General features: G+C 33.9%; 17 protein-coding genes. 10 read left to right on the forward strand and 7 right to left on the reverse strand.

Features of this window, described 5'->3' with window-relative positions:
* The first annotated feature begins 29 nt into the window (after window positions 1-29).
* The 10 genes from ilvI (at window position 30) to DKK79_RS05475 (ending at window position 16,495) form a co-directional block, all read left to right on the forward strand.
* Window positions 30-1,748 (forward strand): acetolactate synthase 3 large subunit, encoded by a 1,719-nt coding sequence (ilvI, locus tag DKK79_RS05430; RefSeq protein ID WP_110423171.1) that lies wholly within the window; start codon window positions 30-32, stop codon window positions 1,746-1,748.
* On the forward strand, window positions 1,748-2,242 hold the full coding sequence (gene ilvN / locus DKK79_RS05435; RefSeq protein ID WP_110423172.1) for an acetolactate synthase small subunit: 495 nt from the start codon (window positions 1,748-1,750) through the stop codon (window positions 2,240-2,242). Before ilvI ends, ilvN begins: the two co-directional genes overlap by 1 nt.
* 157 nt (window positions 2,243-2,399) lie before the next feature.
* Window positions 2,400-4,568 carry an IgaA/UmoB family intracellular growth attenuator gene (locus DKK79_RS05440; RefSeq protein ID WP_181415235.1) on the forward strand — a complete coding sequence of 723 codons (2,169 nt, stop codon included), beginning with the start codon at window positions 2,400-2,402 and terminating at the stop codon, window positions 4,566-4,568.
* Window positions 4,569-4,643: 75 nt separating this feature from the next.
* Window positions 4,644-6,923, forward strand: coding sequence for an IgaA/UmoB family intracellular growth attenuator (locus DKK79_RS05445; RefSeq protein WP_110423174.1), 2,280 nt, complete (start codon window positions 4,644-4,646; stop codon window positions 6,921-6,923).
* Between the two features lie 45 nt (window positions 6,924-6,968).
* Window positions 6,969-9,245, forward strand: a complete 2,277-nt coding sequence (locus DKK79_RS05450) for an IgaA/UmoB family intracellular growth attenuator (protein WP_110423175.1) — start codon at window positions 6,969-6,971, stop codon at window positions 9,243-9,245.
* Window positions 9,246-9,449: 204 nt separating this feature from the next.
* Complete coding sequence (gene pyrG, locus DKK79_RS05455; RefSeq protein WP_110423176.1) at window positions 9,450-11,087, forward strand: glutamine hydrolyzing CTP synthase; 1,638 nt, start codon at window positions 9,450-9,452, stop codon at window positions 11,085-11,087.
* Window positions 11,088-11,133: 46 nt separating this feature from the next.
* Window positions 11,134-12,435 carry a phosphopyruvate hydratase gene (gene eno, locus DKK79_RS05460; protein WP_086358974.1) on the forward strand — a complete coding sequence of 434 codons (1,302 nt, stop codon included), beginning with the start codon at window positions 11,134-11,136 and terminating at the stop codon, window positions 12,433-12,435.
* Between the two features lie 213 nt (window positions 12,436-12,648).
* A complete protein-coding gene (locus DKK79_RS05465; protein ID WP_110423177.1) occupies window positions 12,649-13,593 on the forward strand; it encodes a VirK/YbjX family protein in 945 nt (314 codons plus the stop codon).
* Between the two features lie 110 nt (window positions 13,594-13,703).
* The gene (locus DKK79_RS05470; protein ID WP_110423178.1) at window positions 13,704-14,612 is read left to right on the forward strand and encodes a lysine exporter LysO family protein; all 909 of its coding nucleotides are present in this window, start codon (window positions 13,704-13,706) and stop codon (window positions 14,610-14,612) included.
* A gap of 638 nt (window positions 14,613-15,250) precedes the next feature.
* Window positions 15,251-16,495 (forward strand): hypothetical protein, encoded by a 1,245-nt coding sequence (locus DKK79_RS05475; RefSeq protein WP_110423179.1) that lies wholly within the window; start codon window positions 15,251-15,253, stop codon window positions 16,493-16,495.
* A 360-nt stretch (window positions 16,496-16,855) separates the two neighbouring features.
* Here DKK79_RS05475 and DKK79_RS05480 read toward each other — a convergent pair whose 3' ends face one another.
* The 7 genes from DKK79_RS05480 to licT form a co-directional block, all read right to left on the reverse strand.
* Window positions 16,856-17,392: a methylated-DNA--[protein]-cysteine S-methyltransferase gene (locus tag DKK79_RS05480; protein WP_110423180.1), complete on the reverse strand. Its 537-nt coding sequence runs from the start codon at window positions 17,390-17,392 to the stop codon at window positions 16,856-16,858.
* Window positions 17,393-17,505: 113 nt separating this feature from the next.
* Window positions 17,506-18,270: a histidine phosphatase family protein gene (locus DKK79_RS05485; protein WP_110423181.1), complete on the reverse strand. Its 765-nt coding sequence runs from the start codon at window positions 18,268-18,270 to the stop codon at window positions 17,506-17,508.
* A gap of 12 nt (window positions 18,271-18,282) precedes the next feature.
* The gene (locus DKK79_RS05490; RefSeq protein WP_110423182.1) at window positions 18,283-19,638 is read right to left on the reverse strand and encodes an OprD family outer membrane porin; all 1,356 of its coding nucleotides are present in this window, start codon (window positions 19,636-19,638) and stop codon (window positions 18,283-18,285) included.
* Window positions 19,639-19,814: 176 nt separating this feature from the next.
* On the reverse strand, window positions 19,815-20,636 hold the full coding sequence (locus tag DKK79_RS05495; protein ID WP_110423183.1) for a histidine phosphatase family protein: 822 nt from the start codon (window positions 20,634-20,636) through the stop codon (window positions 19,815-19,817).
* An 82-nt stretch (window positions 20,637-20,718) separates the two neighbouring features.
* Window positions 20,719-22,110 carry a glycoside hydrolase family 1 protein gene (locus tag DKK79_RS05500; RefSeq protein ID WP_110423184.1) on the reverse strand — a complete coding sequence of 464 codons (1,392 nt, stop codon included), beginning with the start codon at window positions 22,108-22,110 and terminating at the stop codon, window positions 20,719-20,721.
* Between the two features lie 3 nt (window positions 22,111-22,113).
* Window positions 22,114-23,997 (reverse strand): beta-glucoside-specific PTS transporter subunit IIABC, encoded by a 1,884-nt coding sequence (locus DKK79_RS05505; RefSeq protein ID WP_110423185.1) that lies wholly within the window; start codon window positions 23,995-23,997, stop codon window positions 22,114-22,116.
* Between the two features lie 178 nt (window positions 23,998-24,175).
* Window positions 24,176-25,015, reverse strand: coding sequence for a BglG family transcription antiterminator LicT (gene licT / locus DKK79_RS05510; RefSeq protein WP_110423186.1), 840 nt, complete (start codon window positions 25,013-25,015; stop codon window positions 24,176-24,178).
* Between the last annotated feature and the right edge of the window lie 100 nt (window positions 25,016-25,115).

A 25,115-nucleotide genomic window follows, 5' to 3' on the forward strand; every position in this document is an offset into this window, starting at 1 on the left:
CAAATTAGTTATAAATGGAGGCAATAACCATGGCAAAACTGTCAGGCGCAGAAATGGTCATTCAGTCCTTGATTGATCAAGGAGTTAAGCAAATTTTTGGTTACCCAGGAGGCAGTGTTCTTGATATTTATGATGCAATGCATACTTTAGGTGGAATTGAGCATATTTTGGTTCGTCACGAACAAGCTGCCGTGCATATGGCTGATGGTTATGCCCGATCAACAGGTGATGTCGGCGTAGTTTTAGTCACCTCCGGTCCGGGGGCAACCAATACCATTACGGGTATTGCCACCGCTTATATGGATTCTGTGCCATTAGTTATTTTGTCAGGCCAAGTTGCTAGTAATTTAATTGGTAATGATGCCTTCCAAGAGTGTGATATGGTTGGCATCTCTCGACCGATTGTTAAGCATAGCTTTCTTATAAAAGATAGCAAAGATATTCCTGAAACGATTAAAAAAGCGTTTTATATTGCATCAACTGGTCGGCCGGGCCCGGTCGTGATTGATTTGCCAAAAGATATCGTTAATCCGGCCAATAAATATAACTATAATTATCCAAAATCCGTAACGATGAGATCTTACAACCCGACTATTCAAGGGCATAAAGGGCAAATCAAAAAAGCATTAACTACATTATTATCGGCTAAAAAACCGGTTCTCTATATTGGTGGAGGGGTAATTAGTGCCAATGCTAGTGAGGCAGTTAAATCTTTAGCGGATAAATTAAATTTGCCTGTTACATCAACCTTAATGGGAATCAGCGCCTTTCCAGGGACCGATAAAAAATATTTAGGTATGATAGGTATGCATGGTGTCTATGAAGCAAACATGACTATGCATAATGCCGACGTGATTTTTGCCGTTGGTGCTCGTTTTGATGATAGAACCACTAATAATGTAGAAAAATATTGTCCTAAAGCCAAAATTATTCATATTGATATCGACCCAACGTCAATTTCGAAAACGGTATCGGCCGCTATTCCGGTTGTGGGTGATGCGAAAAAAGTGCTTGAAACTATGTTATCGCAACTTGATGAACTTAATGTTGATCGTGATTTAGATGCGATAATCGATTGGTGGAAACAGATCGACCATTGGCGTGCGCGTAAATGTCTAGCATATAGTCATGAGGGCAAGAGTATTAAACCTCAAGAGGCGATTGAAGTTTTATATAAGTTGACCAAAGGTGATGCTTATATTGCTACTGATGTTGGTCAACATCAAATGTTTACCGCACTCTATTATCCATTTGACAAACCACGTCACTTTATTACTTCTGGTGGTCTTGGCACGATGGGCTTTGGCTTACCTGCGGCATTGGGTGTTAAGCTTGCATTTCCTAAAAAGCATGTGGTGTGTGTGACAGGCGATGGTAGTATTCAGATGAATATTCAAGAACTTTCAACTGCTTTGCAATATGGTTTGCCGGTGATTGTTTTAAATCTTAACAACCGTTTTTTAGGTATGGTTAAACAGTGGCAAGATATGATTTATGCCGGCCGTCATTCTTCATCTTATATGGAGTCTTTACCTGATTTTGCGAAAATTGCTGAAGCTTATGGTCATGTAGGCATGAGGATTGATAAGCGTGAAGATCTTGAACCAAAACTTAAAGAAGCACTTTCAATAAAAAATCGTTTAGTTTTTATTGATCTCATGACCGACGCCACAGAACATGTATATCCAATGCAAATTCGCGGCGGAGCAATGAATGAAATGTGGTTAAGTAAAACGGAGAGAACCTAATGCGTTATATATTATCAATTTTAACTGAGAACGAACCGGGTGCATTGTCACGAATTATAGGTTTATTTTCACAACGTGGGTTTAACATCGAATCCATTACAACCGCACAAACTGAAGATCCAACCATGAGTCGCATGACGATTCAAACTTCAGGCGATGAACATGTTTTAGAACAGATCCAAAAGCAGTTACATAAATTAGTTAATGTTTATCGTGTAAACGATTTAACCGAAGGTCCACATGTTGAGCGTGAAATTATGTTAGTTAGAGTTGCCGCTAAAACGGCTGATGCACGAGATGAAGTTAAACGTTGTGCTGATATTTTTAGAGGCGCAATCGTTGATGTGACAGCAACTCACTATATTGTTCAAATGTCAGGTACCAGTGAAAAATTAGAGTCATTCTTAGCTTCAATTCGTGAAACCTGCAATATAGTTGAAATTGTTCGTTCAGGGATCATCGGTTTATCTCGCAGCGAAAAAACGGTTAAATAAATAATCTTCTAAATAAAACAAAAGGCGCACTAAGCGCCTTTTTTATAAACATTTAATAATATTAAATAAATTTTGAAAAAATATTGGATAAATATCAAACAAATGATATAGTTGTCTATTTTTTAACATTCGCAATAATATAGGGAAATAAAGAATGTTGGATGCATTATTTTGGATTGTCACGATATTTAGTATCTTCTCCAGTGTAATTGTGTTTATATTTATACTCATTTTCATTTTTGGTTATTTTGCTGTAAGAAGTGATCGCAAAAATCGTAATAAAAATAAGAAAAAAATAAAAGATTTTATTGCAAATCGTGAGTCATATAGAGATTTAACTAATGAAGAATTAAAACTATTAGAACCTTTCACAAGCCATAAAATATCTGTTCGGCCTTATAAACCCCAACCGTTAATTGATTGTAAAGTATCGGTAATAAAAGGTGCTTATATTCGTAGAAAAGTAATCACCGAAAACAACAAAAAGTGTTATTACTATGAAATCGATAATATTGATCTTTTCTTTCCATATGATTTAGATATGTATCTTTCAACATATAATGTTGTTGAAGTCGTTTTTACGGACACATATGCATATGTAATTAATGTCAACAATTGTGGTATTCAGTTTGCTTTCGACAATTATGATCCTAATAGAATAAAAACAACTGATGTTTCAAAATCAGAGACAGCTTCTAAGAACGCCGATTTCGCTTCAGTAAACAATGACGTAAAAGTTGATTATAAAACTTTGTCTACACGTGAAGAAACACCATTGGAAGTAAAATCTCGCAACCTAAGCAACTATGGCATATTAACTTCACTTTGTTTATTATTTGCAACTATTCTCTTCATTCGTGAATGGTTAACTGAAAATGACCAAATATTATCTACTCTGATCAAAGTGATAATATGTTTTGTTGTAGCTGCATTTTTTGCTTTGCATAAATCTAAGCTAAAATCAAAACCACAACAAGTGAAAATCATTAAAGTTAATACCTTCAATAAAAATTCTAAATCTCACACCTTAATTGTCGATCATAAAACGAATATACGTTATCCAAAGTATTGGTCACGGTTTCTACCTGAAGTATCAAAAACAACCACCGAAATGGACATCAGAGGTTATCTTAATACATTACTGCGTTGTGGGAATATTTTATCAATTCATCGGGAAGTACAACAATTCGGACCACCAAAATTTATATTTCGCAATAACGTGTTATTTTTTGTAGGGTTAATGTTAGCAATCGTCTTCTATATTTTTTCTAATCCAATTAACAATAGTTTTTTAGCTTATCGATATTACAGCCATCAATTACAAAATTGGCAAATCAATGATCTAACCAGCTTAAATAATAGTGATATTAAGCGAGGTGATCTTATTAACATCTCTATCAACGGTATTTCATGTGATATTAAAGAGAGAAATAAAAATATTGATACTAAATGTCATCACTTGGCTATCAAGGATAAACCACTGGAAAATGAGGATAATCAACTTATGCTTTCGTTTAATACTATAAACAAAGTATTTGATGAAAAATTCATTCAAGCAGTGATAGATCAAAATACGCTCCAAATGTTAGTTTATAAAGGTGAATCTTATTTAAGTTTGAAAAATATGGGGCAGATGGTTATTGATATAGATAAAATTTGTAACATCCTTGAAATTGAATGTGAATCGGTTAAATATAAATTAATTCAATTATATACTAATAAAGGAAGCTATGATGAAACAGAATGGACTAAATTAGTAACTGAAGCTGAACTTAATCCAAATTTTTCAAAATCAATAGAAATATCAAAAATTAAAGAACTTACTCCATATATTGATAAGATTAAAAAAGATATTTTAAATGAATTAAAAAATATTGTTTATAATTATCAATTTAATGGCTCAGGAGTTGAAATTGTATTAATAGAAAATAGTTATATTAAAATAGCTCAATCAAATAGTATTAAAAATGCATCTTCTAAGGAAGATTTGAAATTATCATTAGATTATTATTATAAAATTTTAACTAATGAAACTGATGCAAGTGATGCAATTAATTTGATTGGACTAGTGGGCGATATTAACTATCGCGAAGATGGTAGCATTTCACAACTTAAGCTTAATGTTAAAGATTATTATAAAGTCGATTCAGAAAAACTATTTTCATTAACGTCGCCAGTCATTATTGATATTATTATGTTCATTACAATGGCCGCAGTAGCATTAATTAATGGGGTCACACTACTTTATAAAATTATATTTAATCAACGTCGTATTAAACTAATCACCAAATATTATGACGATAGAGTAGTACATTATTATGGCTAATTATTAGTAAAGGGAATATTAAGTACTCAATATTTTTATAAAAAATAATGAATATTTCAGATTTAAGGAATAACAATGGATTTGTATCTAGTCTTTAAAATAGGTATTTTAATTTTTGGATTAATTAGTTGGTTACTTTATAAAAGTGATCGTGGTATCAATAAGAACGTTTTAAACGATCACATAAGACATCGTGAACGAATAAGAGATTTAACCGATGAAGAGTTAGAACTGTTACAACCTTTTCTAACTAGTAGATTAGCGGTTTATCCTTATAAATTCCAATCTTCCTTGGTTGATAATAAAGTATCGTATGTATTTGGTGCTTGTACTCGTAAAAGTCTTTATAGCAACACAGATGAAATCGCCTATTATTATGATGTCGACAATATAGAATTATTCTTTCCATATAATATGGATATGCATATTGATGAATCAAATATTTTTGAAGTTGTATTTACCAAATATTATGGGATTGTTATTAAAGTCAATGATTATGATATCAAAACGGCGTTCGAAAATTATAATCCAGATGAGGAATATTTATTCAGAGATTTAGAACAAACTGAATCCAAAGAAAAGATTTTTGAAAATGAACTCTTTGAAGAACACAATAGTTCCAATCGTCAAGATGGTATTAACTCATCTAATGTTGAATCACTCAGTATTTATGATAATAGTAAAAATCTAGATAATAATGAAGCTTATTTAGAGGCGTCAAAAAATTATTATAAACTCCTTTATCAACGTGAAGAAACTCAATTTGAAGCCGCTATTCGCCGTAAACATAGCCTTGGTTTGTTGACATCGCTTTGCTTAATTATCGCAACGGTTTTCTTGATACGCTCATGGTTCGGTGAAAATGATCAGATATCCATCTTAATCTTAATTTGTCTTGGTGCTGCTGCCTTTTTTGCTTGGTATAAACCTAAACATTATTTAAACCCACAACAAGTATCTGTCGTTAAGGCAAAAATTTATGATAAAGATCCTAATACTTGTTCCATAGAGATAGGTAATCTTATGGTTTTAGAATACCCTAAGTATTGGTTGAATTTTATCCCTGGGACTTCAGATTCCGCGACTGAAATGGTCATCAGTAATGATAATAAAAAATTACTTCGCTATGGTCAGACTTTATCCATTAATAATGAAGTAGAACAATTTGGGCCACCTAAGCTAGTTTCACGAAATAAGATTTTATTCGTAATTGGAGGAATTCTATCTGTTGTTCTCTATTATTATACTGATCCAGTTAATAATGGTTATTTTGCTTATCAATATTACAGTCAACAATCAGAAAATCTGCAAATTAAAGATTTCAATACTTTAAAAAATAGTGATATCAAGCCGGGTGACATTGTGAATATCACCATCAAAAATACATCATGTGATGTCAATGATTTGAACGAAGAATATCAATGTCATAACTTCTTTATCAATAATGAACCAATGGCTTTGAAAGAAAATAATGTCATGGCCATCGAAGGTTCATTAAAACATATTTTTGATACGAAATTTGTTAATGACGTGGTCGATACAGAAATGTTGCGTTTTCAAAATGTACAAAGCCTATATGTTGATATGCTTAACCGCAGTTCAAATGATGGACGTTATGTTAAAAATTCATTTTCTAAAATAGAAAGTATTGGTCAAATGGTAATTGATATTGACAAGGTTTGTAAGATTTTACCGGTTAAAGAATGTGACAATGTCAAATACAATCTGACTCATTTGTTTGATACCAATAGGAGCAAGGCAAACATTACATGGGATGATTTATTGGTTGAGTCTACAAAAAATCCAGGTTTTAGTGAAATAGTCGAAACCCGCAGAATGCGTAGTCTCAAACAGGCGGTAGAACCATTTAAATCAGAACTTCAAAGTGAATTGGTGAATGTCATTTCTAAATATCAATCTGACAAAGGTGTGAAAATTACATTAACCAATCAAAGCTATGTTGACATGGCACCATTGGTTTTGAGTAAATCGATGAGATTCGATGAAAATAGTTATATTAATTATTATTTTGCTATTTTAAACAACAGTATCCCTGCAAATATTAATATTGTTGGTTCGGTGAGTGATATTCTAAATCAAAAGAGTGAAAACTCTGATAGACATAATCTTGAAACACCGAGTATTTCTGGTCTGAAAGTGAACGCAAATCATCATTATAATTTGGACGAAAATCAACAATTATCATCAAATTTGTTGATTATTATTAATGTTATTATGTTTATTGTGACGATATTAATCGCCACGATTAATGCTGTAAAACTAGTTCAGAAAACGAAAATTAATCGAAATCGTTCTAAAGAAATTATTAAATATTATCAAGATAGATTAATTTAGGTATTAATCTTTATTAACAGGTTTTAATAAAAAGATATCAATAGTATGTTAGCAAACATTATCTGTTTTATCGTTATTCCAGCTGTTGCTTTCTTGGTGCTACGCATAGGTATCTTAACTCAAAAAGAATTTGATAAACTTTCCCAAAAAAAGCGAGCCGAAATTGATCCTTTTATTCGTGAAAATGCTATCCGACAGTTAACTGAAGAAGAAATTCTTCTTCTTCAACCTTATCTTGATAATAAAGATCATATTCCACCTCCTTATCAATGGGAAAGTTCATTAATCAATTATGATGTTACGAGAATTAAAGCGTATATTGAAAAAGATTATCCTGATAAACAAAATAATAATTACTATTACAAGATGGGTTATATTCGGTTATTCTTTCCTTACCGTATGTATTACCGTATTTTAGGGCTTCGTGATAGTTTTGATAGCGAACTGCCTAGCAATAAGTCTGACTATATCAATACTGCTGAAGTTGTGTTTACTAAAAGTTATGCCATTGTCGTTAAAATAAACACTTGTGAGTTATTGGAAGCAGGTCTAAATCTATCTGGTCGAAAAGAGGGGCAAATTGAAGATTATTGGCAGACAGGCAATTTGAAACCTATCGGTTTGAGTAGCGCTGAAAAGTCTAATGAAACTATTACCCAAATTCTAACAGAAGAATCAGAAAAAGCACCTCCTTTTGAGATTGTTTACAAAAGAGAGAGAAATCAATTTGAAACTGCAATGGAAGACCAAAGTAACTCCGGCAAATTAATGATTTATTTGTTTATATTAGGTGTGATGGGGTTATTGGTTTTAGAGCATTTTCAATCGTTTTTGTTGGCAGTTTTCTCAATCATATGCTTTATATTAGCTATGATAGCATCGCATATTAAACGAGAAATACCTACTGAATATGTCAACCATATCAAAGCGCAAAAATTGGGTATTAAATCAAACTTTTATGTTAATATTCCCGAACACTGGAGAATGTTCACATCAAATAAAAGTGACACTCCAATTGATATGGAGGTCGGAATTAATTCTCGAAAATTATTCAGTTATGGCGACTATTTATCAATAAGTGAAGAAGTGGAAAATTATGGTGCACCAAAATTTATCGCCCATAATGTTTTATTGGCTATTACAGGATTAATATTGGTTATATTAATTTTCTGTTTTACCAATGCCGGTGAAAAATTTGATTTTAGCTATCAGCAATTAAGCGCACCAGTCACTATTTGGAAAATTGATGATAAAACAAAGTTAAAGAAATCGGCTATTCAGGTTATGGATCTAGTTAATCTCGATTTATCAAGTGTTTCATGCGATATTCAAAATACGCTTAGTTATCAAGATTATCCGCCTAAATGTGATAAAATATTTGTTAATATCAATCCATTAGATAGTAGTAAACTTTATCGCTTTTCTTTATGGCCTCAACCTATACAAGCGATTTATTATGAAAACATTATTAAAGTAAAAAATGATTTTGTAACAGATGTATTGACCGCTTTAAATAAAGTGCTTATAGATGAACTCCTAGAAAATGAACCGATATATAAGAAATTTCCCGAAAATAAGCAATATGTGAAAAGTAAATATGCTCCAAAATTAGTAAAAATCTATAATATCAACAAAGCTATTTTAACCATTAATGACAGTTGCAACTATTTAAACCTTGAACCTTGTGATCAAATTAAAAATAGATTAACTAATTTATTGCCAGAGGATAGCAACATTGATGCCAAAGATTGGTCTACTGTGGTGGCTTACGCAAAATTGCGATCCAATATTCAAAAAATCGAAAATTTAACGGAGGCTAAAAATATTGCCCAATTAATTGCTCAATATCGACAAAATGTTCTTAAGCAATTTATGTTAGATGCAGAAGCAAAAGTGGTAATGCTACAAAATGATGAAAATAACCTTAGTATCCAATTAACCAACTCAATTTATCTTTACGATAAAAGTTATAACATTTTGTATAATAATAAAAATTTTGAAGAAAAACTTGATTACTATAATGGTATTTTATCAGGTGATAGTGCAAACTTGAAAATTATCGGTAAAGTAATTGATGTAGGTTATCATAATGGGAAAGTTTCAAAATTAACGATTTCAACCAATCCCATGTATAATATTGATAAAAATCAGTTATTCTCATTTTCGTCGCCTATTTTGATTAACAATTTAGTATTTATATTTGTTATTTTGATTACGTTAATCAATAGTATTTTAATTATTTGGAAAAAAGCTGTGAATCAATTACGATTAGAAAAAATTATTAGTAATTATAATAATAAAATTTTTATAGATAGGAATTAATGGTTTTGGATTAATATTAGGCTAGGTTATCCGAATATTAGTGATAAAATAAATAGCTTATCAATTAAACATAATTATTCAATTGTGAGAGAAGCCATATTCTGTTATACTAACTTCCCGTCTGATTCATCATATATTACATGGGTTTTTATCATTTGAACTGATGTAATATTGTTCAATTAAATTAATAATGGTCTGGTATTAATGGTCACGAATTATATTTTTGTTACAGGCGGTGTCGTTTCTTCTTTAGGTAAAGGCATTGCCGCAGCCTCATTAGCTGCAATTTTAGAAGCCCGCAATTTAAAAGTCACCATGCTAAAACTTGATCCCTATATCAACGTCGATCCGGGAACAATGAGCCCAATTCAACATGGTGAAGTTTTTGTGACTGAAGACGGTGCCGAAACCGATCTCGATTTGGGTCATTATGAGCGCTTTATCCGCACTAAAATGAGCCGAAAAAACAACTTTACAACTGGACGTATTTATTCTGACGTTTTACGCAAAGAACGTCGTGGAGACTATTTAGGCGCGACAGTCCAAGTTATTCCTCATATCACTAATGCCATTAAAGATAGAGTTATTGATGGTGCCAAAGGTTACGACGTAGCTATCGTTGAAGTAGGTGGTACAGTTGGTGATATCGAATCACTACCATTTTTAGAAGCAATTCGTCAATTAGCGGTTGATGTTGGTCGTGAACATACATTATTTATGCACTTAACATTAGTGCCTTATCTTGCCTCATCAGGTGAAGTAAAAACCAAACCAACACAGCACTCAGTTAAAGAGTTATTATCAATTGGTATTCAACCTGACGTATTAATTTGTCGTTCTGATCGGGCTATTCCTGCTAACGAAAGAGCTAAAATTGCGCTATTTTGTAATGTCCCTGAACGTGCGGTAATTTCACTTAAAGATGTTGATTCGATTTACAAAATCCCTGCACTATTAAAATCACAAAATTTAGATACTTTTGTGTGCAATCGCTTCCATCTTGAATGTAAAGAAGCGGATCTATCTGAATGGGAACAAGTCATTTACGAAGAAGCTAACCCAGTTGGTGAAGTAACTATCGGTATGGTTGGTAAATATATTGCTTTACCAGATGCTTATAAATCAGTGAATGAAGCACTAAAACATGGTGGTTTAAAAAATCGTTTAACCGTTCATATCCGTTACATTGATTCAGAAGATCTTGAATCTCGCGGCAGCGAAATATTGCAAGGTTTAGATGCAATATTAATCCCAGGTGGCTTTGGTTATCGTGGTGTTGAAGGCAAAATTATGGCGGCACGTTATGCTCGCGAAAACAAAATTCCTTATTTAGGTATTTGCCTTGGTTTACAAGTAGCATTAATTGAATATGCACGTAATGTTGCAGGTATTAAAGATGCTAATTCAACGGAATTTGTTAAAGATTGTCCAAACCCAGTTATAGCTCTAATTACTGAGTGGAGTGACGAATCGGGTCAAATTGTTCAGCGTAGTGAAAATAGTGATTTAGGTGGCACTATGCGTTTAGGTTCGCAAATCTGCCATTTAGAACCAAATTCACTAGTTGCTGGAATGTATAAAAAAGAGTCGATAACTGAACGTCACCGTCACCGTTATGAAGTCAATAACAACTTATTACCAGAAGTTGTCAAGGCTGGTTTAAAAGTGACCGGGTTATCAACTGATAAAAAATTAGTTGAAATTATTGAAATACCAGATCATCCTTGGTTTGTTGCTTGTCAATTTCATCCAGAATTTACATCAACGCCACGAGATGGACACCCATTATTTAGTAGTTTTGTTAAAGCTGCCAAAGATTATCAAGATCAGCAGCAAAAATAGTTTATATTTACATTAGGTATACATCTGTCATATAGAGGAAAATAACATGGCAAAAATCGTTAAAGTACATGGTCGTGAAGTCATCGACTCTCGTGGTAACCCAACTGTTGAAGCTGAAGTTCATTTAGAAGGTGGTTTCGTTGGTCTTGCGATCGTTCCATCAGGTGCGTCAACTGGTTCACGTGAAGCGTTAGAACTTCGCGATGGTGACAAATCTCGCTTTTTAGGTAAGGGCGTACTTAAAGCTGTTGAAAACGTTAATGGACCAATCGCCAAAGCAGTTGTTGGTAAAGATGCGTTAGATCAAGCGGCAATCGACCAAATCATGCTTGATTTAGATGGTACTGATTTCAAATCAAACTTAGGTGCTAACTCAATTCTTGCCGTATCTTTAGCGACAGCTAAAGCAGCAGCAGCAGCTAAAGGTGTACCTCTTTATCAACATATTGCTGATCTTAATGGTACTCCAGGTCAATACTCTATGCCATTACCAATGATGAACATCATCAATGGTGGTGAACATGCTGATAATAACATCGACCTTCAAGAATTTATGATTCAACCAGTTGGAGCTAAAACTGTACGTGAAGCAATCCGTATGGGTTCTGAAGTATTCCACAACTTAGCAAAAGTACTTCACGCTAAAGGCATGAACACTGCTGTTGGTGACGAAGGTGGTTTTGCGCCTAACCTAGATTCAAATGCTGAAGCATTAGCTTGTATCAAAGAAGCAGTTGAAAAAGCTGGTTACGTTTTAGGTAAAGACATTACTTTAGCGATGGACTGTGCCGCTTCTGAATTCTATAACAAAGAAACTGGTAAATATGTATTAAAAGGTGAAGGCAACAAAGAGTTTACTGCTCAAGAATTCACTCATTACTTAGAAGGCTTAACTGAGCAATATCCAATCGTGTCAATTGAAGACGGTTTAGATGAAAGCGATTGGGAAGGTTGGGCATACCAAACTAAAGCATTAGGTCATAAAATCCAATTAGTTGGTGATGATCTATTTGTAACTAATACTAAAATCTTTAAACAAGGTATTGAAAAAGGCATCGCTAATTCAATCCTAGTTAAAGTTAACCAAATCGGTACATTAACTGAATCTATCGCAGCAGTTAAAATGGCGAAAGACGCTGGTTACACTGCAGTAATTTCACACCGTTCTGGTGAAACAGAAGACTCAACAATCGCTGATTTAGCTGTTGGTTTAGCTGCTGGTCAAATTAAAACTGGTTCTATGAGCCGTTCTGACCGTGTTGCTAAATATAATCAATTAATCCGTATCGAAGAAGCTTTAGGTTCAAAAGCACCATTTAACGGTTTAAAAGAAGTTAAAGGTCAATAATTGATTTTTTAACTCAACGATAAATAAAACGGTGACCTAGTTCACCGTTTTTTATTTATTACATAGCCTCGCAAGGGTTGCGTTGACTGAGGTTGTGTTGTACTCTTATTAGCTTACTTAAAAACATCTAAATTTCATATTAATATCAAATTGATATTTGATAATTTAGCCACATATAGTTTTTTATAAATTTACGAATACATTTTTCTGCTTATGAACAATATTACGAATATGTCCCAGCCTAAAAGTAAATGGCAACTTTTTAACTGGCTTTGTACAGGTAAACTCCCGCTTAATGAACTTTGGCTTAAAGCGACTTATCGTTATAAATTTTTTTTCAGAACTTTATTTTTAAGTCATATTACGCTGAAATTATTGGATAAATTAAGACAATATCCACTACTTGGCTACTATCTATCATGCCAAAGCAATTTACCGTGTAAATTACAACGTCCTTATTTATCTTCTTGTTTAAGTCAACAAGAACGGTTTGAGGCGCTGGCTTATCATTATGATTTTTTAGCTAATCGTCCTGATAGCATGACTAAAGCTTTCTACAACCCAGATTTAGCATTTGAACTGGCAAGCGTTACAGCTAAAAACGAAGCCAATATAAAAATAGCTATCCAAGCGCGTAACAAATTTGCACGTGAAGGCGAGCTAAGTTTGTATTTTTATGACAATGATGGCATTGATTTAGCCACGTTAACTTTCACCATCACTCAACATCAACAAAAACCGACACTGTTTATTGCAGGATTACAAGGCACCGGTCATCACGAGGCCCGTACTAGAGTACAACAAGCAACAAAACAATGTTATGGTCTATTTCCTAAACGTGTGGTGATGGAAGCAGCATTAATCATTGCTCGTTTTTTTCAACTAGAGCAGATCATTGCTGTAGGTAATAAAACTCATGTCTACAACAACTGGCGCTATAACAGTCGACAAGAGAGAATCTTATCTGACTATGATGATTTTTGGTTAACCATTGACGGCAAACAAGACGAAAGATCGTTATTTATCTTACCAACACAAATCAACCGAAAATCAATCGAAGAGATTGCCAGTAAAAAACGTTCTGAGTATCGTAACCGTTATGCATTATTGGATGAACTTCAGAATAAAATTGAAACACAATTAGCATCATTAACTTAATTGTATCAATTACTGTATTTATAAGAAAGTTGCTTGCCCAAAATGGCAAGCGATCTATAAAAGACCCAAGTTTTACATTTTAAAATAAAAATATTTGTAAGGAATAGAACATGTATTTTGGTATTCTTATTGCTTTAGTACCGTTATGTCTAGGTTATTTGATTAGATTTAAAGAGCAAAAATGGATCGCCAAAATAAACCAAGTTCTAAGCTGGATGGTTTATTTTATCTTGTTTATAATGGGGACCGAATTGGCTCACCTCGATAACCTTGTCACTAACTTAAAAGTCATCTTATTTTATACCAGCATTATCTTTATCTGCACCTTTGGTGGTAATTTCATCTTCTTAGCACTAGTTGACTTGCTCTTACCATGGCGCACTACTCACAGTGTCCAAACGTACGAGTCACGACTCAAAATGATCTTAGAATCACTAAAAGTATGTATTGCACTAATTGCTGGTTTTATTATTGGACTTTTTCCACTTGTTATTTGGCAATATAGTGAAGATATAACTAAAGTTGTCTTGGTCTTTTTACTACTCCTTATTGGTATACAACTTCGTAGTAACAACATCTCACTAAAACAGATCCTACTCAACAAGGTTGGGATAGCCACCACAGTAATTGTAATACTAAGCACGTTTTTAGGTGGCATTGTCGCTGCACTAATAATGTCCCAGCCAATGCGAGTGGGGTTGGCAATGTCATCGGGATTTGGTTGGTATTCATTGTCAGGGATTCTCATGACGGAAGCTCATGGGCCAATCATAGGTAGCGCAACCTTCCTAAATGACATTTTACGCGAGTTATGTGCTATCATTCTAATTCCAACTTTAATTAAACGTTACAAACTCACTGCATTAGGTTTATGCGGTGCTACCTCAATGGATTTCACTTTACCCATGTTACAAAAAGGTGCAGGCGTCAGCATCGTGCCCCCCGCAATCGTTCAAGGTTTTTTATTAACCTTAATTATGCCGATTTTTATGACACTGTTTAATTATGGTGGGATTTAACCAGATTTATAATGTATTAATATAAAAAATATATATCATAATTTAAAACATTAAATTAAAATTCAAATTTTTATAAAGAATTGCTAATTTTGTGATATTAAAAAGAGTTATTTTCAATAAATGATGGTGATAGTTATGACGCAAAAATGCATTATATTCAATGGGGTTAACAAATCTTTACACTAAAAAAAATACAAATACTTTATTTTAATTTAACATACTATTTCGCTTAAGTTGATGAAGCTTAGGAAAGTTACTGGTAAAGTATCTCATAAAAAATATATATTATTGTATATATTTGTGATTTACTGTTAAGGCCTGATATGGAGCAGCAAAGATATGTTAAAATCAAATCCTAATCAATATTCTATAATCCTGCATAGGATAATTAGTCAAAAAAATTATCATTTAATTTACAAATCTATATTTTGTGCCTTTTCTTTAATTTCTTTTTTTAGTTTACTTAGTTATCCTTTATGTACAAAACAATATTCAAAATAATTAATATTTTATTTTTTAATATAAATAAAATCTTTTTCGTGCTTATAATTCCTATTTTTCTGTCGTTATTTTCTACAGCGTATGCTATTACCGTTCATACGACTAATATAATTCACGCCAGTAAACCAGAATTTATTATGGGAACATCATGGCAAAAATTAGGCTTTACGGTTGGTGGAATATATTATAGTCAAGAGAAAGGAAATATAATAAGTGATCAGATAAAAAAATTTAACGGTAGTTATCAATTAAGTGATTTTGTTATCCAACCTTCTTATTTAATGAGTAATTTAGACAGATCTTTGAATTATTTTGATGAGAATGGGGATATTGCTGATGATGTGGAGCCGTTTACGCTTAATTCTAATGTTTCTTATGAATGGTATGATGCGGAGGGTGAAGAAATATCTAGGAGTCAATATGGCAGTATTATTGGCTGTGGTAGTGGATTTAAAATGCCTTTGCAATTAAAAATTCATATTGGTGTAAAACCTAACTCAAAATATGGAGTTCCTCGTCAAGGAGATTTTAGCGATATTTTGGTAAAGTATAAAATAGCTTCGAATCCAGAATTATGCTATGTAGCACCAAACTCATTAAAAAAATTTCCTCAATTTCAATGGTTGAGTTTTAATTATATGAATGAGCATAAAGGTTGGAATAATACCACCTTAATATCAAGAAGGAGTGCAGTCGGTGGGGGTTATTCTTCAGACTATGTGCCTAATTATGGTTTTAAAGTTAATCCATCTGGTGAACGTTTTCCGACAACAGGTTTTCCTGGTGCTTCATTTCACTTAGTGGTTAGTGGTGCACAAACGGATTATGAATATTCATTTGTTGGTGATTCCACAGGTGTATCAGTTGATGAAAATGGCAAAGTTCTTCTTGAAAGAAAACCAAATGGTTCAATAACTGTTCAAATAAAATCGAAGCTAGAACCATCGTTCAAAGTTAATTATACCTTTAATCCTACAAGAATCTGGGTTTATCCATATAATCCTAGATATCCAACTGGTGATTATAAGACACAATGGGATAATGCTATTACTATATGTAGCGAAGACAATTTACCGTCATACCAAGATTTAACCAATGCTCCAATGAACCCAGCTATACTTAACATGGATTTTCTTATGAATAATGGCTATACAAGAGCTATCGGTCAAGGCGTATTACCTGAGTGGGGTTATACAATTCGAAAAGCTTATCCTGAATCACGTTGGTCTTCGGTTACAACCGATAGGTATTGGACTAAGGACATCGATCCGAATAATCCAGCAAGACGGGTTGATGTAGATGCAAGTTCTGGGCATTTAGGTGTTGATTCAAGATGTGAGCATTGTCCTGATTTTATAGTCTGTATGGTTGATGTTAACTAAAATTAATCAGCTTTATGAGGACGTTAAGTATAATAATCTACAAAATTATTTATCTAATGTCCTCAATATCTGTAATGATTTGATATTAAAATCTCTAAAAATTAATGCAATACTCTCGATATGGTGAGATATTGCTATTTTATGAAACTACCTTTGTGAGTTTAAGATCTAGGTTGTTATTTAGTTAATTTGATTGAAATTTTATTTCTGGCTTTAAATCATATGTTATAAATCTAATAATTAATTATAACAAGTGAAAATTATCAAGAATTTTTAACGATAGTTACATCATTTTTTCAGCCGAAAAAAGCTAGAGGTAAGTTTTTTTAAATTTTTAATGGCATTGGATTTAGATTACTATCAAATAGCGATGCTACATTTGGATTCAAAATGAAGCATTTTAACTTTCTCGTGTTTAAGTAACCAAATTTTTTTATCAATCCCTCCAGCATAACCGGTTAAATTACCATTAGCTCCTACTACGCGGTGACAAGGAATAATTATAGATAGTGGATTATGCCCGACGGCGCCACCTACTGCTTGACTAGACATGCGGGGTTTATTGATTTTTGAACCTATCTGTTTAGCAATATCACCATAGGTGGTCACCTCGCCGTAAGGAATTTTTATCAATATGTCCCACACCATATGTCTAAACTCACTACCTTGTGGCGCCAAAGTTAATTGGCTAATTGCGGGTCTTTTACCGGAAAAGTAATCATCTAACCAATGTTTGGTTTGGTTAAAGATCGCTAAATTAGCCATTTCTTTTTTGTTAGCGTTTAGCATTTGACCAAAATATTTTTGTCCTTCAATCCAGACACCAACTAACTTATTGTGTTGACTAGCGAGGGTGATTTTTCCCATTGGTGAGGAATAGTGACTGATGTAGAACATAAAAAATCCTTACTTTGGCGATTATCAACTGTTTTATTATAGCGGATTTTTATACGGTAAACATGGCGATGTTATAAAGAAAAGACTCACCTAGATGAGTCTTTTTAGGCAAGTTATTTGTTAGCTTTGCCTTTTTCGACATAGCTCATGTCGCCTAGTGATTCAACAATGAATTTACCATCATCAGTATAACGAATTTTAGTTACGCTTGCGTTACCAAGTCCGCTAGTGATTGGTTTGTCCATCATTTCTTCAACCATCGCCATGATTGCCATGCCGTGTGAAACAACAAGAACATTACCACCACCTTTTTCTTGAGCTGACTTTGCAATCGCTTTTAGTGATGCTTGCATACGAGTTTTAACAGCATTGTAGTCCTCAGCTTCGCCTGATTTTTCAACAGCTTTGATGGCATCCATCATTTTTTTTAGGGTGACTTTACCTTTAGCTAAATCTGCCATTAGGGCTTTGTCAGATTCATAACCTAGGTGTTGTGCTGCCGGATTCCACATGTTTGGATCAAGATCACCTTCAAAATCACCAAAACAAGTTTCACGCAATCCTTCCATTTCGTTGATGTTAAATTTGGTTTCACCTTTAGATTCAAGCACGATGCGTGCAGTTTGTCTTGCTCGGCCTGAATCACTCGAGTATACCGAAATAAAGTCGATACCTTTTAGACCACGACCAAGTTGTTCTGCCACTTCGATACCAGGTTTGGTTAGTGGGGTGTCTGACCATCCTTGAGCACGATGTACATTATTGAACATAGTTTTACCGTGACGAGTAAAATAGATATTCACATCGGCAGCAAATGATTGCGCAACTGACGCTGTAAGAATAGCGGTTAAGCCAATAAGTTTAATAAGTTTCTTCATAGTTTCGTCCTTTTATAACAAGTTGAATCGATAATCAATAACGGTTTCTGCTGATAATGTCGGTGAACGTTGAGCTTTACCGTCCCTTAATTTAGGGGTAACGTCTTTACTGCTCATGGTTTTATAAGACCAACCGTAACCAAATTTTGACAAAATCGAAAGGTTTTTAAATGTGCCACTTGTTGGCTTAAAAATGTTAAACACATTGATTTCGCCATTTTTTAGAGTTTCGTGTTTATAGTTAAATTCTCCATAGTTTAGATACAACCCAGTGGTGTTATCTTTAAAAAAGTTGTAACCTAATACGCTAGATAATACGATTTCGCCATCACGCATATAGTCAGCTCCGGCTGCTGCCATACCGTTGTAGCGACCACGATTATTTTTACCTAAATGTCGTCCATAAAAACCAATAGCTCCTTTACGGTTAGCATCAGTATAAGCGATTCCGAATTTAGCGCTCCAGTCAGCTTCTTTCCATTCAACATCGGCTGCATAATGCCACGCTGAATCATCAAAATCACGAACATTGGCTTTCATTTTGTCATGATTTTTAAGAGCAGTACTGCCATAGATTTGTGAGCCAAAGCTTAGTTTTTCCATCGGTTTATAAGAAAACTCAATCGCATGACGTTTAATGTAATCTTTTGCTACACCATAAGAGTAGTCAAGTTTAATTACTTTATCGTTATAGGCGATTTCAGCAGTTTTGATATTATCAATTACATACTTTCTATCTAAACTATAAAAATGCACTTTTTTAGCCGATTCACGAGGTAAAGTACTATCTATATAAGCTAGTGATAACGCCAAATTAGAGTATTTAAGTGTTCCACTATAGCCGAGATAACTGTTACGGGTTAAATGTTGCGATGAACTAATTATCCCCATATCTTTTAAACTATGCCAACCTGCTTTACCATTAAAATTAATATCTTTATTACCAAGTTTTACTTTAGCATAACGTTGCGTAAATTTGTTAAAACCGTGAGCATTATGTTTATCTGCTTTTTTGCCATCATTATAAAGTAAATTACGAGTAGCAAAGTAATCACTGGCGCCAAGTTTGATAACATTGTCGTATGTAAAGTCGAATCCGAGGAGATCTAACCAATAACCAGATTTATAGTTAAACGTGAATGCTTGGCCCCATGCACTGTGAACTTCTTTAGGTTGGGATGCGTTTTCCTTTAAATACTTCCAATGGTTACGTGTTGAGAATTCAAATTTAGTATCTTTAAAAAAGTTTTGGTCTAAAAAACTTTTATCTGAAAGACTTTTTTCTGCATTCGCCGAATTTGAATCTGCAGCCATCGCTACAAAGCATATAAAGTTAAGTACTGCTAATGAAACATATTTTATTTTCATTGTTATTTCCTATCCTTTAAAAAAATTCTCCAAAAAAAAACCTAAATACCACCCAAACAATATTGCTTGAGTTGATATTTAGGTTTTGCCTGCAAAAACAGTAACAATCCTATTCGACTAATCCTATTATTTAACTGATTTTATTGTGGTATTAGTTTATTTTTATGTTAAATGATTTAATCAATTAGTGCTGATTTTCCTTGATTAACGTAGTCCATATTACCAATTTCAACGACATTATATTTACCATTTTGGTAAACAATTTTAATTACAGTAGCATTGGATAATGGTTTATTTTTTTCAGCGTTATCAGTCAAATCTGAAATCATGGCTTGCATTGACATCCCAGATGAAATCACCAATATATTTTTTTGATTTCGATACTGAGCATTTTTTACGATCATATTCAATGCGTATTGTGTTCGTTGTTTAACGCGAACGAAGTTCTCCGCGTCATGTTTATAATCACTTTTAGCAATAGCGTTGGTCAGTTCTGCTACTGGAATTTGTCCCTGTGCATAGCTTTTATAGAAGGTATCAACCGATTTATAACCTAGTGTTTTCATCGCTGCCGATACCATATTGGCATTGCTACCACCTTCAAATCCTCCATAAAAGACTTCTCTTAACCCTTTTAATTCATTGATTTTGTAATCTTCCACGCCTTTTTGTTTTAACAATACTTGCATGGTTTCACGTTGGCGACCGGCATCACTAGTATAATAAGCATCAAATTCGATTTGTTTCTCTTTAAATCCTTCGCCTAAATAGCGAGCAGTTTTAATTCCTTGATCGGTTAATGGTGAATCCGCCCAGCCTTGAACTCGATCATAGGTATTAAATAGCGTTTTACCATGTCTAACAAAATAGATGGTGATTGCATCATCACTATTAGCATTAGCAGCCTTACTTGGTTGATGGCTACTGCATCCAGTAGAGATTGCTGTTAATACCAGTAAACTGGTGGTGAGTAATGTTTTAATGGTTTTATTTTTCATCATTAGCCCCGTGTGGCATTAAGTTATAGTTATACTGAATAAAGTCGCAGGTAAAGGCACGTAAACCCTACCTGCATCATTATTATTTTAATGTCGCTCCTTTGGATGAAATAACAGACTGGTACCAATAGAAGCTTTTCTTTTTATAGCGCTTTAGTGTACCAGAACCATCTTGGTTTAAATCCACATAAATAAAACCATATCGTTTAGTAACTTCAGCTTTTGACGCACTAATGAGATCAATTGGCCCCCAACTGGTATATCCCATAACTTCAACACCGTCATTTATGGCTTCGCGAATTTGTACAAGGTGATCGTTCATATAATTAATACGATAATCATCATTAACTGTACCATCGGTTTCAAGTTTATCTTTAGCTCCTAAGCCGTTTTCAACAATAAACAGCGGTTTTTGAAAACGTTCGTAAAGTAGATTTAAAAGGTAACGAATGCCAATCGGGTCGATCTGCCAGCCCCATTCAGATGCTTTTAGATGAGGGTTTGGTACCATATCAAGAATATTACCTTTTTGGCGAAGAGAATCGTCTGCTGTTCCACAACAACTCATATAGTAACTAAACGAGATAAAGTCGATGGTTTCTTTTAGATCGTCACGGTCTTGATCGGTTATCGTTAACTCAATATTGTTCTCTTTAAAGTAACGATTCATGTAGGTTGGATAATAACCGCGAGCCTGTACATCACCAAAAAATAACCAACCATGATTTTCTAGATGTGTCGCCCAAACATCTTCAGGTTTTGGGGTAAGCGGGTAGGCGATAGCGCCAAGTAACATGTTACCAATTTTAGCATCAGGAATGATTTGATGACACAATTTTACCGCTCGCCCACTTGCGACTAATTGATGATGAATCGCTTGGTAAATATCAGCCTTACTGCTATTACGAGCTAAACCAACTCCGGTGAATGGTTCGTGTAGTGACATATTAATTTCATTAAAAGTTAACCAATACTTCACTTTATCTTTGTAACGTTCAAACACGGTTTTAGCATAGCGGGTAAAAAATTCGATGACTTTACGATTTCCCCAACCACCATATTGAGTTACAAGATAGTAGGGCATTTCGTAATGCGATAAAGTGACAAGTGGCGTAATGTTGTGTTTTAACATTTCGTCAAACAGCTTGTCATAAAAGGCTAGCCCTTTTTCATTTGGTTGTTCTTCATCACCATTTGGGAAGATTCTAGTCCAAGCGATAGATGTTCTTAAACAGGTGAATCCCATTTCGGCAAATAGTGCTACGTCTTCGGGATAACGATGATAAAAGTCGATAGCCCGATCTTTAATGCTGGTAATATCGACTTTATTGCGATCGACGATGTCACCAAATAGGCCGTTAGGCGTGCAGTCAGATGTCGATAGACCTTTGCCATCTTCACAATATGCACCTTCAACTTGGTTGGCGGCAATTGCGCCACCCCATAAAAAATCAGTTGGAAAAGTATTTGCCATGTTTTACTCCTTGTTTGCACTTAACGCTAATAATGCGTCACCTTGTTGAACATCATCTTGTTTAAAGATGCACTCCACATCAAGATAGTCATCACTGTTAGTAATAATGATTGGAGTGGTGACTTCAAAGCCTGCATGTTTGATTGCTTCAATATCAAAGCTTACAAGTCGCTCACCTTTTTTCACTTTTTGACCAGCTTCAACATGCGCTTCAAAATGTTGACCATCTAATTTAACAGTATCGATACCAATGTGGATGAGCATTTCTGCTCCAGAATCTGTTTGAAATCCGATTGCATGTTTGGTTCTAAATAATGAGACGATTTCACCATCTTCTGGTGCTACCGCTTCGCCAACGGTAGGAACAATTGCGACACCTTTACCCATTAAACCACTAGCAAAGGTAGCGTCATTCACTTCTTTTAAGTCAATAAGTTTACCCGTCATTGGACTTGAGATAGTGATGATATTATTAACTTTAGCAGCATGGGTATCTGATTGCGTTTGAAGAGTATCGTCAACTTTTTCCTCTTTTGGGATACCAAATAGGTAAGTTACGATCAATGCTATGACAAATGAGACTATCGAACCGATTACGGCAGCAAAGAATTTATCATCTAACCCATCTTTTGGAATCATTTGTAAAAATGCAAATATACTCGTAAAGCTAAATGAGAAGATAACAGATTTGAAATAACCGATAATACCACCGCCAACCATGGCTGAGACACATCCAATTACAAATGGGCGTTTTAATGGTAAGTTAATACCATAGATGGCAGGTTCTGTTACTCCAAATACCCCTGATAGTGCTGATGAACTTGCTAAGGCTTTAACTTGTGGATCTTTACTGCGTAACATAACCGCTAATACAGCTCCAACTTGGGCAAATACAGCAGGGAATAAGATTGGTAACATAAAATCTTGTTGGTAAACTATAGTATTGTTTATTGCAAATGGAACTAATCCCCAATGAATACCAAACACCACCATCACTTGCCAAAGCCCAGCTAAAATCATACCAGCAATAACAGAATTAAGTTCATAAACGTAAATAATCCCGCTAGCTACAGTATTACTTAAAAATGCCACTACTGGTCCAATAAGTGCGAAAGTTAATGGTACGGTAATCATGATACCTAATAGTGGAGAAATGAATTTTTTAAATGAGTCATGCATGATTTTGTTAAAGTTGCGTTCAAGTAGTGAATAGAACCATGCTGCTAAAATTACAGGGAATACAGATGATTTATACTGAATTAACTTAATTGGGATATTAAAAAATTCAGTTTGTAATTCAATGGCTTGTTTTCCTAACATATCAGCAATATCAGGATGGATTAAAGCACCACCTATAGCCATACCAACATAAGGGTTACCACCGAATTTTTTAACCGCAGAAAAACCTAAAATAATCGGTAAATAGTAAAATGGTGCATCAGCAATCCCTGATAAGAAGTTAAAGGTTGGCGTCTGTTCGTGAACAATTTTGCATACTTGTAATAATGCAATAATCCCTTTGAAAATACCGCCTGCAACCAGTACCACTAAAACCGGAATAAAAATGCTTGATACTAAATCAATCAACTGTGACACAATCCCTTTTTTAGGACCAGTCGCTTCAGTAACCGATTTTTCATTAAGGTTTGTAATATCCATAATTACATTAAATACATCAGCAACATTGTTGCCAATTACTACTTGAAATTGCCCACCGCTTTGAACAACAGTTATAACACCTGTTTGTTTTTTTATAATTTCTGGGTCTGCTTTCGATTCATCTTTTAATACAAATCGAAGCCTAGTCGCACAGTGCACTAAACTAACGATGTTGTCTTTACCACCTATGTGTTCAATGATTGATTCGGCAAGTTGTTTATTTTTCATAGCTTATCCTTATTTAAGCGCAAAAAAAAACCTAAGCCTAATAGTCATAGGCTTAGGTTTTGCTTGCATCGTTAAAATTAACGAATGCAATAACAATCCAAAATTTGATATTAAATTAACATAAAAAGAGCCAACTTGTTGATAAGATGTTAGCTATTTTGTGACTTATATCACATAATTATTTTTTTAGTTCCGCTCTCAATCGTTCGATGTGAATAGTTAAGTATAAACTTTCATCATCAGATAGCGGATGTTGATATTGTTGAATTAAATGTAAATCTATCTGTTTGGTGCAAAAATAGGCTTGTTCATATTTTTCGCGGATAATTTCGTACAATGTGGAATCTTGCTGAACAGGTTTACCTTGACTTAGAATGCGATGCGCGAAAAACTTTAAATGTGTCACAAATCGTTGATAGGAAAGGCTATTTTCGTCATATTCAAACCGAAAATGATACTTAACGATATTTAAAATTTCGCGCATGATTTTGGTCATATTGACGATATTTGGCATGGTATCATTAAGCTCTGCATTCACAATATGAAACGTAATAAATCCAGCTTCATCTTCGTGTAGTTGTACACCAAGACGCTTTTTAATTACATCTAAGGCATATAACCCAATTTCGTACTCTTTGGGATAGAATTTTTTTATCTCCCAAATAAAGTTATTTGGAATATCAAATCCTTGCTTATGTCGCTCTATGGCAAAGTAGATATGATCGGTTAATGAAATATAGATACTATCTTGTAATTTACTGCCTAAAAATTGCTTGGCATGATTGATAATAATATCAGATGTGGTATGAACTTCGATCGGGATCTCAGAAAGCAGTTCAGCAAATTTTGGCAGTATTTCTTGATTATGCAAAGAGAACTGTTTTTCGATAAGTTTAGGATCGATTAGGTCACCTTCCCGTTTTTTAAAGCCAACTCCTCGGCCAGTAACAATCAATTCATTTCCTTTGAGATCTAAAGTCACTACAACATTATTATTTAATATTTTATGAACTTTCATTAGATTCTATCTGAATTTTAAGGTTGGATTATTATCTATCGCTAAATCAAAATGGAAAGCAGTAATATAAAAAAGTGTGATTAACTTCATAATTTTGAAA

Source organism: Gilliamella apicola, from assembly GCF_003202915.1.
GTDB lineage: Bacteria > Pseudomonadota > Gammaproteobacteria > Enterobacterales > Orbaceae > Gilliamella > Gilliamella apicola_Q.

Bases quoted from the DNA above. Each gene is read 5' to 3' on its own strand.
- ilvI (WP_110423171.1), top strand. From the start codon at position 30: ATGGCAAAACTGTCAGGCGCAGAAATGGTCATTCAGTCCTTGATTGAT.
- ilvN (WP_110423172.1), top strand. From the start codon at position 1,748: ATGCGTTATATATTATCAATTTTAACTGAGAACGAACCGGGTGCATTG.
- DKK79_RS05445 (WP_110423174.1), top strand. From the start codon at position 4,644: ATGGATTTGTATCTAGTCTTTAAAATAGGTATTTTAATTTTTGGATTA.
- DKK79_RS05450 (WP_110423175.1), top strand. From the start codon at position 6,969: ATGTTAGCAAACATTATCTGTTTTATCGTTATTCCAGCTGTTGCTTTC.
- pyrG (WP_110423176.1), top strand. From the start codon at position 9,450: ATGGTCACGAATTATATTTTTGTTACAGGCGGTGTCGTTTCTTCTTTA.
- eno (WP_086358974.1), top strand. From the start codon at position 11,134: ATGGCAAAAATCGTTAAAGTACATGGTCGTGAAGTCATCGACTCTCGT.
- DKK79_RS05465 (WP_110423177.1), top strand. From the start codon at position 12,649: ATGAACAATATTACGAATATGTCCCAGCCTAAAAGTAAATGGCAACTT.
- DKK79_RS05470 (WP_110423178.1), top strand. From the start codon at position 13,704: ATGTATTTTGGTATTCTTATTGCTTTAGTACCGTTATGTCTAGGTTAT.
- DKK79_RS05475 (WP_110423179.1), top strand. From the start codon at position 15,251: ATGGGAACATCATGGCAAAAATTAGGCTTTACGGTTGGTGGAATATAT.
- DKK79_RS05480 (WP_110423180.1), bottom strand. From the start codon at position 17,392: ATGTTCTACATCAGTCACTATTCCTCACCAATGGGAAAAATCACCCTC.
- DKK79_RS05485 (WP_110423181.1), bottom strand. From the start codon at position 18,270: ATGAAGAAACTTATTAAACTTATTGGCTTAACCGCTATTCTTACAGCG.
- DKK79_RS05490 (WP_110423182.1), bottom strand. From the start codon at position 19,638: ATGAAAATAAAATATGTTTCATTAGCAGTACTTAACTTTATATGCTTT.
- DKK79_RS05495 (WP_110423183.1), bottom strand. From the start codon at position 20,636: ATGAAAAATAAAACCATTAAAACATTACTCACCACCAGTTTACTGGTA.
- DKK79_RS05500 (WP_110423184.1), bottom strand. From the start codon at position 22,110: ATGGCAAATACTTTTCCAACTGATTTTTTATGGGGTGGCGCAATTGCC.
- DKK79_RS05505 (WP_110423185.1), bottom strand. From the start codon at position 23,997: ATGAAAAATAAACAACTTGCCGAATCAATCATTGAACACATAGGTGGT.
- licT (WP_110423186.1), bottom strand. From the start codon at position 25,015: ATGAAAGTTCATAAAATATTAAATAATAATGTTGTAGTGACTTTAGAT.